The organism is Gilliamella sp. wkB108 (assembly GCF_001690195.1).
In the GTDB taxonomy this organism is placed as follows: domain Bacteria; phylum Pseudomonadota; class Gammaproteobacteria; order Enterobacterales; family Orbaceae; genus Gilliamella; species Gilliamella apicola_L.
This window is the reverse complement of the sequence record NZ_LZGM01000093.1, coordinates 41,729-53,753: the sequence shown is the minus strand read 5'-3', so window position 1 is coordinate 53,753 and position 12,025 is coordinate 41,729. Positions and strand designations below refer to the sequence as shown.

Below are 12,025 nucleotides of genomic sequence, written 5' to 3'. Positions count from 1 at the left end.
TGTTAAGCTTAACATTAATAATTGGTTACTGGTAACAGCCATTACCAAAGATTATTGTTATTAAATTTATTAAGGAATAATAATATGACAACACTCAATCAACAAGCTACTCTCGCCGTGAATGCGCTGGCAAAACAAATAAAAAATCGTTACTACCCGGCATACCATTTAGCCGCTCCTGCTGGGTGGATCAATGATCCTAACGGATTAATCTATATTAATGGTGTTTATCATGCTTTTTATCAACATTATCCCTATAGTGAAGAACGAGGACCGATGCATTGGGGGCATGCTATCAGTAAAGATCTAATTCATTGGGTTCATCAACCCGTTGCATTATGTCCGGGAGATGAGTTTGATAAAGACGGCTGTTTTTCAGGATCTGCAGTTAATGATAATGGGGTCTTAACACTCATTTATACTGGACATAATATTGTAAAAGAAACAGCTGATGAACGTGTCATTTATCAAGTTCAATGTATGGCGACGAGTAAAGATGGTATCAATTTTGAAAAACATGGCGTCGTACTAACACCACCAGAAGGCATCATGCATTTTAGAGATCCTAAAGTTTGGAAAGAAGATAATATATGGAAGATGGTGATAGGGGTTCGAGATAAAAATGATGTCGGTCAAGTCTATTTATACAGTTCACCGGATTTACGCAATTGGACTTTTGAACAAGTATTAGCAAAAGCAAAAAATAATCAAGGTTATATGTGGGAATGTCCTGATTATATCAAGATCGGCAATAAATCTATTTTAGTCTTTTCTCCTCAAGGTATAGAGCCGGATGGTTTTAGCTACAATAATCAATATCAAAGTGGTTATATTGTTGGACATGAACAAACTGATGCCAAAGGAAAAACTCAATTTATCATCGATCAGGATTTTGTTGAGATGGACTTTGGACATGACTTTTATGCATCTCAGTCATTTTATGGAACAGGTAACCGGAAAATATTAATGGCTTGGCTTGATATGTGGCTCAGTCCTATGCCAGAAAAAGCTGATCATTGGGCCGGTTGTTTTACGCTACCCAGAGAAATGACTTTAACTCCGCAAGGTAAAGTTAAGATCAATCCAATCAAAGAATTGGCTTGTCTTCGGGAAAAACCAACTTCAATACAACACATTTCTATTGATAGCCGAGAATTAGATACAAGTATTGAAACGAATCAATGTGAACTAATACTTGAAGTGGATGTAACTAAAAATAGAGCTGAACGTTATGGTTTGATTGTTTCACGTTCTGCGGATAAGAAAGAGGGATTACTTTTATATATAGATAACCAATCAAAAAGATTATGTTTAGATAGAAGTGGTTCTGGTAAAGGGGTAAAAGGAGTACGAAGTATGCCATTACCTGAACATCAAAAGTTAATATTGCATATCTTTGTCGATCATTCTTCCATAGAAGTTTTTGTTAATAATGGCGATTTTAGTTTCAGTAGTCGTTTTTATCCAAATAGCGAACAAAGATATTTAACTTTTTTTGCCGAAAATGGTCATGCTAGTTTTGATGAATTTACTTGCTGGCAACTTAAGTCAGCTTGGCCATTTTAGTCACTACAATCGCTACTTTTTGTTGAAATAGGGTATCTATTATGAAACTAACACAACAATTTACTAATAAAAATTATCTATTTTCGTCAAGTTATTTACTTTTCTTTTATGCCGCTTGGTCTTTATGGTGGTCTTTTTATGCAATTTGGTTAAAAACCAAGTTAGGATTATCTGGTGTTGAATTAGGAATGCTTTATTCAACAAACCAGTTAATTTCTATGGTTTATATGGTTTGTTATGGCATCATGCAAGATAAACTTGGAACTCGAAAAGTTATTATTTGGTTCCAAGGTTTCGTTCTTCTTCTAACCGGTCCTTTCCTTATTTATGCTTATGAACCTTTATTGTTATCCAGTTTTAAAGTAGGCGTGGTTATTGGCGGCTTATTCTTAGGTGCTGGCTTTATTGCTGGTTGTGCATTGACTGAAAGTTTTGTAGAAAAATTAAGTCGAAAATTTAATTTTGAATACGGAACAGCAAGAATGTGGGGATCATTTGGGTATGCAGTTGGCGCACTAGTGGGTGGCATTTGTTTTAGTATAAATCCACATATTAATTTTTGGTTTGTCTCTATCATGGGAATATTATTCATTATGATTAATATCTTTTATAAGATAAACATTGATGAAGAAGAGCGTAGTCAAGTTAAAAGCATTAAAATGAATGACATTTTAGCGGTTTTTAAAACCACACAATTTTGGTGTTTTGTTTTATTTATTATTGGAACAATGAGCTTTTATAATGTCTATGATCAACAGTTATTCCCGGTGTTTTATACTCAGCATTTTGCTGATATAAATGATGGATATAAAGTTTATGGGTATCTAAATTCCTTTCAGGTATTTTTAGAAGCAGCGGGGATGTGTGTTGCACCGTTTTTAATTAATCGTATTGGAGCAAAAACGGCTTTATTATCTGCCGCGGCAATCATGGCAACAAGAATGCTTGGTTCAGCTGTCTTCACGGACGTTTATTTAATCTCTTTTATTAAATTATTGCATGCAGCCGAAGTTCCTTTATTTATGGTTTCTATTTTTAAATATATTGTCGCTAATTTTGACTCACGCTTATCATCAACCATTTTTTTAATAGGTTTTAAAATTTCAAGTTCAGTCGGTGTAATTATTTTGTCATCACCTGTTGGAAAGTTGTTTGATATGTTTGGCTATCACTCAACATTTTATATTTTAGCTGCTATTGTAACTACAATAATAGTCGTTTCTGTATTTACTTTGAGTAATAAAAAAATAGTAACAACAGCTTCAGCTTAAGATATTGAACAAATCAATATAACAATAATTCTGTTGCAGTTTGCAACAGAATTGATTTTATTTTAGCTTTCTAAATAAAAAGTGAGTTAAAGAGAGGAGCGTTCCAGAAGGGGGGATGCAATTTTCATGACACTTTTTGTTTGTAAATTATTAATAAGATGTAATGCTGCTAATTCACCTATTTCATAATGAGGTAGTTGTACGGTTGTTAAAGCTGGAGAAAAAATATCACCCACACCGGCCATATTGTCATAACCTAAAACGCCAATATCATCCGGAATTTTAAAACCTCTGGATAATAGTTCTTGATAAACAACAAAAGCGACACGATCGTTACCACAAATAACGACATCAAAATCAGGAGTATCTTTAATATGATTATTTATAATTTTTATTACATTCATATAATTTAGTTCGGCGTCATCCTCTCTATCGCGGGTAAGATGATAAGACTTGAGTTCGTCAATATTATTCCCTGCCTCGATCCATGCTTTTTCTACCGCACTTTTTCTAATAGATCCAGCAATTGATGCTTTAGATAAATAGATACACAATGGTTTTTTATATCCTTTTGCAATCACTTTTTTCATTGCTTGATATTGCCCCTCAAAATCATCGGGAATATAAGTAGCAATATCTGGAATATCACTGATGCAATTAGCTAGAATTAATGGTTGATGTAATAATTTATTGGGGATATCAATTTTACGAAATCCCATAGAAGTATAAATAATCCCTTTTGGTCGAAAAGACAATAAAGTATTAACCGCATTATCAATATTTGTCGTATTAAAAAGATTAATTGTGAAAGTGATCCAATTGTGTGATTGTGCCGTTTTTTCGATTGCTTGCAATATTTCAACAGAGAAGGGTGTTGTTGCTGTTTCTAGCGCTAATACGCCAATAGTTGAAGGTGACTTGTCATCGTTTCGCATAATCTTAGCGGAAACATGAGGAACATAATTAAGTTGTTCAATTGCTGTTCTAACTCGAAGAAGTGTTTCTTTATTTAATTTGTGAGATTCATTTATAGCTCTTGAAACTGTCATTAAAGATACATTAGCTAACTTAGCAACATCTTTTAAAGAAGCCATTTTTTTACCTTTGGAAAAAACCATTTATCTAATTATAAAATAAAATATAAACTTGTGTTTAATATTTAATAATAACAAATTAGGTATATTTTTAATAAGTGATAACAAGAGTGATGAAATAAAATAACCAATCAATTATAAATTGAAGATCATTAAAATGAATTGAGGAGTGAAATATTAATATGTCAAATGATGTAAGGGGTTATATTAATTATTCAGGTGAAAAAAATTTAACTCCTTTGATCTCTTTTATAGAACAAAAATATAATATTGGAATAAAGAAGATTGAAATTAATGAGTTATATAATTTCCCTGATTCAATGTTACCCAAAAGTAAAGAGAATAAATTTATTTTTATCATTGGTGATGATAATGAATATTATAATGCTAGTTTTTTAATTGATTACATAAATTATGCGCCAGAATCAGATATAGGTTTTCCAATAATGGCTAAGGATCGACTTAATATCCTTTTTGATGTTATGTCAGAAATAATTAATATTACAAATGTATCAAAGCTAGTTATTACATTAACTGACAGTTGTGAAATAGAAAACATCAAAAAAATAAAATATGCTGAGATGCGAGAAGTTATTTATGCTGATTTTGAAACATATCAAGCTCCACCTGATACACTATATGAAGTCATCTGTTAAGTTAGTTAAAAATAGAAATAATAAAATTTTCATGGTGACTTGAGGAGAATAAAATAATAACGCATTTATGATACCTAAATAATATATAAGGAGTTTAATATGCAAAAAGTCTATTTTTTATATCATATTCGTTATGAAGATACCGATGATGAAGATGTTAAAATAATCGGGATTTACAGTAGCTATAAACAAGCTAAATTAGCGATAAAAAGGCTAAAAAACAAACCAGGATTTATTGATTTTCCTGATGATTTTCAGATTTTTGATAGTGTATTAAATCGCGATGGTTGGTGTGAAGGTTTTGTCAGGTTGTAAATATTTAGTGGAGTAATAATTTTTACATTAATGAGGTAATTATGCAAAAAGTCTATTATTTATATCATATTCGAGATAAAGGTGCCGCAGATGAAGATACAAAAGCAATTGGTACTTATACGAGTTATGAATTAGCGGAAGCGGCTAAAAATAGAGTCAAAGACCAACCTGGTTTTATTGATCACCCAAATGGATTCTTTATTGACGAATATATTATTGACAAAGATTATTGGGAAGATGGATTTACTGACTAGTTTTTTTGAAAAAAAGTGATTTATATTAATGAAATAGACAGTTATTTACAGATTATATAATTTCTTATTAATTTTTTGATTGATCTTATGAAAACAGATATTGTTAGTGATGCAACAGATAACCAAAAAAATACACTGATTTAGAACAAAAATAGAATCCTGAGGCAATTTTTTAAAGGATCGGGTGACAGAATTGACTGTCACCGGTTATGATTAAAAAACAAAACTTAAGATAAGATCAATTTTAGTATCCTTTGATTATTCACAATTAAATAATCTCTATAAGTTCCAGTGTGGTTGGTTCTACATGTTCATCGTGAGGAACGTCTCTAAATATTTCTAATGTTTCCCACCTTAGATAATATTTATTAATCGGTTTCAAACTTTCATTAATCGAAGGAATAACATGAACAACCGTATTTGCATGAATTGGCTGATTAGATTTATAGTTAGCCTCAGATAACTGTGGAATATATTTTTTCTGTTCAATGACTTCTAATGAATCTTCATCAATGACCCATACCCCCGATTCACACCATGAGCTGTGATATTCAACTTCTAATCTATTGTTATCAATAGCTTTTACCGCAGAAATAATTATATCAGCAGGAATAGAACCCGGACCTTTAAAATCCCACCTAAAATTCCAATTACTTAATTGTTTTATTATCCAACTATCATGTTTGAATTGTGCAATATAAGCTTGTGAATTACCTTTTTCATCATAACGATGATAAGTAATGACAACTCTACCTTTATTATCAAAACCTAACTCTTGTGACATATTAATTAATCCGCCTTTTACGGGTGATGGATCAATGATGTCGCCTCGTTTAATATCAATTGGTAAAGCTATTGGTTCACCATTTGCTTTTTCCCAATGGATAAGATCCTTACTTTTTGCATAAGATAAATTATTGTTCGTTTCACAATTTGGTGTTTCTCGCCACATCCAGAGCATATGCCAGTAACCATCTGGACCAGAGATAGGTAATCGGGCATAACCATTACGTTCTCCTTCACCATTTAAGAGAGGTGAATCTAACAATCGAGACCAAGTTTTAGTTTGACAGTCATAGATGTTATATAAGTCATCTCCATTGCCACTCATACCGTCCCTGTATCTAAACAATAAATTACCAGCATGATCTTTAAAAAATAAAGGATAAGTCACCCTATTTTCGCGCTCATTGGTCATATGTCGCACAGCACATAATGAGTCAATATCTAATGGATATTCAGAACGATAGTAAATAAGTGGATCTACGTGCATATTTCCTGAAATATGAATATAGCCGTCTTTATCAACTGCCATCGTTAAATAGTTATGTGAATCAAATTCCGTTACATTAGAATATCGGTTGCGTTCAGGAATAAAAAAGCCACTAGGTTGAACAAAATGCCAGTTATCACTATCTAATTTTCTTGATCCTACCGTGATTCGATGATTTTCATCGTAAAAGACAACAAATTGATGTTGTTTATATGTTAAGAGACAATTTAAAACATTGAGATCCGAACATGCTTTTGCTATCGAGCTTATTTTAGTTGAAGTCATTTTTTATCCTTAATACTAATTTAGGGTATAATTTTTCTTACGGAAGAAGAAACAGGCTAGAACAATTGCGCCAATTGGATGTAATGCAGCACCAAAATAAATAGGGACTGAATAGCCAAAAGAATCAATAATTGAGCCGACAAAACCATTGAAAATAATTGAAGATACGCCTCCGAGCGCACTCATCAAACCGATAGCCGTTGCTATCACATATTTATGAGCGATGCCTCCCATCATAATGCTTGCCATAGTTAGCCATGTTGAACACATAAAATTGATTGAAGTCATAATGGCCACAGCAATATACGGATTACTTACCGAAGGGAGAATAAATGTAAATACTGATAGAACGGTACAACTACAAATTATGACCAATCTAGCTTTAGTGGCATCTAATCCTTTTGATACAAGTTTATCAGAGAAGTAACACATAATAAAAACGCCGATCACCGCAATCAAAGGCGGGAACCATAATAACTTACCAACTTCAGGTAAACTTAACCCTAAACTCTCTTGCATAAAGCCAACTTGCCAATATTGATAAAAGAACCAAAATGGATCAGTCAATAATCTTGCTATAATGAGAACCCAAATAGGTTTTGAAGTTAAAACCGCTTTATAACGTTCCAGAACAGAATGTTGTTCTTCTACAAGTTGATTATTGTTATCGTCAGATTCATTAACATCATTAGGCGCTTTTTTACTTTTTATAAACCAAAGTAAGGCAATAAAACAACCAATGATGGCAGGAACAAAGAAGGCTATACGCCAAGATGCCATTACCGTCATCCATGCAACAAATGGCGGAGCTAATATAAGACCAAATGATTGAATCAAATTAGTTGTTTGATATGCCGAAGCCCTTTGATGAGGCTTAAACCATGTGAAAATAGCTAATGTTAATGCTGGAACAATACATGACTCTGCTAAACCGAGAATAATACGACCAATTACCAGACCTGTCATTGAATGTGATAGACCAGTAGTTAAAGTTGCAATACTCATAAATATAACAGAAGCTGTAAGAACATAACGACTGCCATATTTATCTACAATAATACCACTTACAAAGTACATAAATGTATATGGAACCATAAATGCAGTGATAAGAATTGAATAATTTTGATTACTCACGCCTAATTCTTGCATGAGTGTCGTTTTCAATATTGAGACGATTTGACGGTCAAATGAGAAGAAAAATAGGACCCCACCTAGAATTAATAATAATGCTAAATTAGCTAACAATAATTTATTCTCATTAACTTGATTTTTTATAGATATATTCATGTTAACTTACCTTATAAATATTTTTCCGATTGTTTTATTTCCTGTGTACGGGAATTAAATCCCTAATACAGAATTTAATCTTAACTTTTTTATTTTTTTATTCTATGAATTACTTTATAAAACGTGAACTAAATCACAATATTCCTGAATATTGAATTTAATTCCTGTATTTGGGAATTAAAATATTTATAATGACTACTCTTATATAAATAAATTTGTTAGCATTACGTAAATTAAAGTTTCGGTAGATATCTATATAAAAAAAAGAAGAGGACTTATGCAATCGAATATGAGCAAATCACCGACAGCAACTAGATTAATAATGATTATGGATTTGATCGGTAAAAAGCGGGAATTAAATCCTTCTGAAATTATTAACTTATCTAATATACCTAAGACAACTGTATATACATTATTAGAAATCTTATCGCAGGAAAATTTAATAAGAAAACGCATTGACGGCAAATATGTACTAGGCGTTAAATTACTTGAATTAGGTGGACTTGCTGCTGGAAGTTTTGATATCAGAACTGAAACAAAACCTTTCCTTGTTGAATTGGCCAAAAAAACGCAAATGACTGTACAACAAGCGATATTAGAAAATAATGAAGCTTTTTATTTAACAAAAATAGAATCGCCTGAAATTAATCGAGCCACAATTTCTTGTTCATGGGAAGGTAAACGCCTAAATTTTTATAATACTGCATTAGGTAAAATTTTATTAGCTTGGCAACCCGAAGATATTATGAACAAGATAATAGAGAATATTGAATTTATAAAGAAAACAGAGAATACCATTACCAATAAAGAAGATTTAAAAGAAGAATTAGCCAAAGTAAAACAACAGCAATGGGCTTATGATAATGGCGAAGATCTCAATGAACTTCGATGTTTAGCTGTTCCTATTTTCAATTATAACAATGAATTAATTTGTGCTATCGGCGTAACTGGTTTAGCTTCTAATTTTAGTGAAAATAACAAAAATATTTACTTGCAGGAGTTATTAAATACAGCCAGAAAAATATCTAATTTACTCGAATAACCACACGTTAATATCATAGCAAAAACATAATAGGGTAATATTGGTCACAAACACATCCTGCAGTGAGAATTACAGCTACTATTACCCAATTTGACCTAATTTAACGCTTTTACCAAAACACGTTCGATGTAGCACAAAAAACAGTGTGGTTAGGTATTAAGTTAAACTATTAGTATTATTTTGTTTATCAAAAAAGTAGAGTGAATTCACATTTTGAATCTTCCTTTCATGTTGTTCTTGCGTACTATAACGATATTTTTGCGGACTTAATCCAATCCTTTTTTTGAAAATACGAGAAAAATAGAGTTGATCTTCAAATCCTATCGAACGCCCAATATCGGCAATGCTCATATTTGTTGTTTGTAATAAAATCTTTGCTCGACTAACCCGCTGTTCTTGTCGCCACTCACCGATCGACATCCCCATTTGATCTTTAAAAATATGTGCAATTCTCGATGTTGATAAGCAGACTTTCTGCGCAACAGTATCTAACATAAACTCGTGTTCATCTAGTGTATCAATCAAATAATTACAAACTTGTAACACCCGCGTATCAATATTGGGAGGATGAGTATTAGAGGTTTCTTGCGCACGACGAATTAAAAATTGCTCTAACATACTCATGGCTAAGTTTTCAGAATAGATAGTAGTCGATTGTCCCACCTCTACGATTTTGATAAACAGTTGTTCTAACTCCTCTTTTACTTTGGTGTTGGGACGATAAAAGCCGGTTTTTTCAATCCGGTTTTCCCAAGATAATAAATATTTCCAGGTAGATTTTGGTCTGAAATAGATCCAAAAATGAAACCAATTACTTTCATCTTCTTTGCGTCCATAAAGGTGCGGTTCTTTGGGTGGAAAAAGAACAAAATCGCCCGGATAACAATTAAACGACTCATCATTACGGTAAATAGTACCTTGTCCGGCATAGGTGAGATTAATAATATAGCCGTTTAATCCTTTCGGACGATCAATAAAAAAATCAAATTTACCTGATTTCTCAATGGGTGTTAATCCAGATACAAGATGGACATTAAATGAATAGCCCGGTAGTAAAGGATCATTTTGTTGAACATTATTCATCTGTTATCTTCTAATTTTTTGAGATTTTTTTTATTTTTACATAAAAAATTTTTTTGAGTAGCCCTAATTGTGAGATCTTTATCACAAAATAAATGACCTAGACAGAATCGTCTATATTAATAGCAACAAAGAACCTACTTGTTTCAAGTGAAATTAATTATCCTGCCGTTAAAGTTCAATTTAATAAGTCTTTGAGGTGCTATTTAATGAATGAAAAAATAACGATTGGATTAGATTTTGGTAGCGATTCTGTCAGGGCATTAGCAGTTGATTGTCAAAATGGTCAGGAATTAGCGACTGAAGTTGTCTATTATTCACGCTGGTCAAAAGGGCAGTTTTGTGATCCTAAAAAGAATCAATTTAGACATCATCCACTTGATTATATCGAGGCAATGACCCAATCCATTCAATCTGTTGTCAAACAATTGAATTCTTATGCTAAAAATGTCGTGGCTATCGGTGTTGATTCAACCGGATCTACACCTGCACCAATTGATGAAAATGGTGATGTTCTAGCCCTAAAACCAGAGTTTATGGATAATCCTAATGCGATGTTTATTTTATGGAAAGATCACACATCAGTGGATGAAGCAGAAGAAATCAATCGCTTATGTTCAATTCGACCTTATTCAAAATACTTAGAGTATTGTGGTGGCGTGTATTCTTCAGAATGGTTTTGGGCGAAAATCATGCATATTTTCCGCCAAGACAACGCAGTAAAACAAGCATCTGCATCATGGATCGAACTGTGTGATTGGATACCGGCTTTACTCTCAGGCACAACAGCACCGGATAAAATAAAACGTGGACGATGTGCAGCTGGACATAAATGTCTTTGGAGCGAAGAGTGGGAGGGATTACCACCTTATGAGTTTTTTGAAAAACTCGATAGGTCATTAGTTGAAGCATTGCCATATCCACTATTTAAAGAAACTTATACTGCAGATAATAAAGTAGGGATTATTACACCACAATGGGCTGAAAAATTAGGTCTACCTGCATCGGTTGTGATTGCTGGCGGTGCATTTGACTGCCACATGGGTGCTGTTGGTGCTGGAGCTGAGCCTTATACCTTAGTGAAAGTGATAGGTACATCGACATGCGATATTTTATTAGCGGAACAAGAAGTCATTCAAAATCGTTCTGTTAAGGGGATTTGTGGGCAAGTTGATGGTAGTGTGATGCCTAATTATATCGGACTTGAAGCAGGGCAATCGGCTTTTGGTGATATTTACGCATGGTATCAAAAACTCTTATGTTGGCCACTAGAGCAACTTGTTAAACAATCGCCTGAGTTGCAATCTAACGTTGAACAATTAAAACATAAGCTATTGCATGATCTTGCGGTGCAGTGGTCTGAAAATCCGAATTTAGACAATATCCCCGTCATACTTGATTGGTTTAATGGACGCCGAACGCCATTTGCGAATCAACGAATCAAAGGTGTTATCACTAACTTAACCATTTCAACCGATGCATTAACTCTATTTGGTGGTTTGATTTTAGCTACAGCATTTGGAGCAAGAGCCATTATGGAGTGTTTTATTGAACAGGATGTTCCCGTCAATAACATTGTGGCATTAGGTGGGATCGCGAAAAAATCGCCGGTCATCATGCAAGCATGTGCAGATGTCATGAATCGTCCATTAAAAGTTGTCAATTCTGAACAGTGTTGTGCATTGGGCGCAGCGATATTTGCAGCTGTTTCTGCCAATCTTTACTCGGATATTCCGGCCGCACAAAAAGTGATGGCTAGTAAGATCGAAACCTCATTTATTCCAAATGCTGAGCGAGTAGAAAAATATCAAGAACTGTATGAAAAATATTTAGTCTGGTCAGCATCTTGCGAACCTAACTATTACGTTTAGTTGTTATATCCAATTTATGAAAAATCTTGAA

The 12,025-nt window shown here is 33.1% G+C and carries 11 protein-coding genes; 7 read left to right on the top strand and 4 right to left on the bottom strand.

Annotated elements, in window-relative coordinates; translation table 11 throughout:
- Nucleotides 1-84: 84 nt before the first annotated feature.
- Both A9G11_RS10985 and A9G11_RS10980 read left to right on the top strand, forming a co-directional pair.
- A complete protein-coding gene (locus tag A9G11_RS10985; RefSeq protein ID WP_065619661.1) occupies nt 85-1,566 on the top strand; it encodes a glycoside hydrolase family 32 protein in 1,482 nt (493 codons plus the stop codon).
- A 41-nt stretch (nt 1,567-1,607) separates the two neighbouring features.
- On the top strand, nt 1,608-2,837 hold the full coding sequence (locus A9G11_RS10980; protein WP_065619660.1) for an oligosaccharide MFS transporter: 1,230 nt from the start codon (nt 1,608-1,610) through the stop codon (nt 2,835-2,837).
- A gap of 86 nt (nt 2,838-2,923) precedes the next feature.
- Here A9G11_RS10980 and A9G11_RS10975 read toward each other — a convergent pair whose 3' ends face one another.
- On the bottom strand, nt 2,924-3,931 hold the full coding sequence (locus A9G11_RS10975) for a LacI family DNA-binding transcriptional regulator (protein WP_065619659.1): 1,008 nt from the start codon (nt 3,929-3,931) through the stop codon (nt 2,924-2,926).
- Nucleotides 3,932-4,113: 182 nt separating this feature from the next.
- Between A9G11_RS10975 and A9G11_RS10970 the strand changes: the two genes are divergently transcribed.
- The 3 genes from A9G11_RS10970 (at nt 4,114) to A9G11_RS10960 (ending at nt 5,156) form a co-directional block, all read left to right on the top strand.
- Nucleotides 4,114-4,587 (top strand): hypothetical protein, encoded by a 474-nt coding sequence (locus A9G11_RS10970; RefSeq protein ID WP_065619658.1) that lies wholly within the window; start codon nt 4,114-4,116, stop codon nt 4,585-4,587.
- A gap of 99 nt (nt 4,588-4,686) precedes the next feature.
- The gene (locus A9G11_RS10965; RefSeq protein ID WP_065619657.1) at nt 4,687-4,902 is read left to right on the top strand and encodes a DUF7336 domain-containing protein; all 216 of its coding nucleotides are present in this window, start codon (nt 4,687-4,689) and stop codon (nt 4,900-4,902) included.
- A 41-nt stretch (nt 4,903-4,943) separates the two neighbouring features.
- On the top strand, nt 4,944-5,156 hold the full coding sequence (locus tag A9G11_RS10960) for a hypothetical protein (protein WP_065619656.1): 213 nt from the start codon (nt 4,944-4,946) through the stop codon (nt 5,154-5,156).
- 268 nt (nt 5,157-5,424) lie between these two features.
- On the opposite strand, the gene A9G11_RS10955 is transcribed toward A9G11_RS10960, so the two are convergent.
- Both A9G11_RS10955 and A9G11_RS10950 read right to left on the bottom strand, forming a co-directional pair.
- A complete protein-coding gene (locus A9G11_RS10955; RefSeq protein WP_065619655.1) occupies nt 5,425-6,714 on the bottom strand; it encodes a BNR repeat-containing protein in 1,290 nt (429 codons plus the stop codon).
- Nucleotides 6,715-6,729: 15 nt separating this feature from the next.
- Nucleotides 6,730-8,001, bottom strand: coding sequence for an MFS transporter (locus A9G11_RS10950; protein ID WP_065619654.1), 1,272 nt, complete (start codon nt 7,999-8,001; stop codon nt 6,730-6,732).
- Between the two features lie 277 nt (nt 8,002-8,278).
- Here A9G11_RS10950 and A9G11_RS10945 point away from each other — a divergent pair, with 277 nt between their 5' ends.
- Nucleotides 8,279-9,043: an IclR family transcriptional regulator gene (locus A9G11_RS10945; RefSeq protein ID WP_065619653.1), complete on the top strand. Its 765-nt coding sequence runs from the start codon at nt 8,279-8,281 to the stop codon at nt 9,041-9,043.
- 156 nt (nt 9,044-9,199) lie between these two features.
- On the opposite strand, the gene araC is transcribed toward A9G11_RS10945, so the two are convergent.
- Complete coding sequence (gene araC / locus A9G11_RS10940; RefSeq protein ID WP_065619652.1) at nt 9,200-10,126, bottom strand: arabinose operon transcriptional regulator AraC; 927 nt, start codon at nt 10,124-10,126, stop codon at nt 9,200-9,202.
- Between the two features lie 206 nt (nt 10,127-10,332).
- Here araC and A9G11_RS10935 point away from each other — a divergent pair, with 206 nt between their 5' ends.
- Nucleotides 10,333-11,994, top strand: a complete 1,662-nt coding sequence (locus A9G11_RS10935; RefSeq protein WP_065619651.1) for a ribulokinase — start codon at nt 10,333-10,335, stop codon at nt 11,992-11,994.
- Nucleotides 11,995-12,025 lie beyond the last annotated feature (31 nt).

What these genes read in the sequence shown, in the direction of transcription:
- A9G11_RS10985 (WP_065619661.1), top strand. Translation starts at nt 85, where the DNA reads ATGACAACACTCAATCAACAAGCTACTCTCGCCGTGAATGCGCTGGCA.
- A9G11_RS10980 (WP_065619660.1), top strand. Translation starts at nt 1,608, where the DNA reads ATGAAACTAACACAACAATTTACTAATAAAAATTATCTATTTTCGTCA.
- A9G11_RS10975 (WP_065619659.1), bottom strand. Translation starts at nt 3,931, where the DNA reads ATGGCTTCTTTAAAAGATGTTGCTAAGTTAGCTAATGTATCTTTAATG.
- A9G11_RS10970 (WP_065619658.1), top strand. Translation starts at nt 4,114, where the DNA reads ATGTCAAATGATGTAAGGGGTTATATTAATTATTCAGGTGAAAAAAAT.
- A9G11_RS10965 (WP_065619657.1), top strand. Translation starts at nt 4,687, where the DNA reads ATGCAAAAAGTCTATTTTTTATATCATATTCGTTATGAAGATACCGAT.
- A9G11_RS10960 (WP_065619656.1), top strand. Translation starts at nt 4,944, where the DNA reads ATGCAAAAAGTCTATTATTTATATCATATTCGAGATAAAGGTGCCGCA.
- A9G11_RS10955 (WP_065619655.1), bottom strand. Translation starts at nt 6,714, where the DNA reads ATGACTTCAACTAAAATAAGCTCGATAGCAAAAGCATGTTCGGATCTC.
- A9G11_RS10950 (WP_065619654.1), bottom strand. Translation starts at nt 8,001, where the DNA reads ATGAATATATCTATAAAAAATCAAGTTAATGAGAATAAATTATTGTTA.
- A9G11_RS10945 (WP_065619653.1), top strand. Translation starts at nt 8,279, where the DNA reads ATGCAATCGAATATGAGCAAATCACCGACAGCAACTAGATTAATAATG.
- araC (WP_065619652.1), bottom strand. Translation starts at nt 10,126, where the DNA reads ATGAATAATGTTCAACAAAATGATCCTTTACTACCGGGCTATTCATTT.
- A9G11_RS10935 (WP_065619651.1), top strand. Translation starts at nt 10,333, where the DNA reads ATGAATGAAAAAATAACGATTGGATTAGATTTTGGTAGCGATTCTGTC.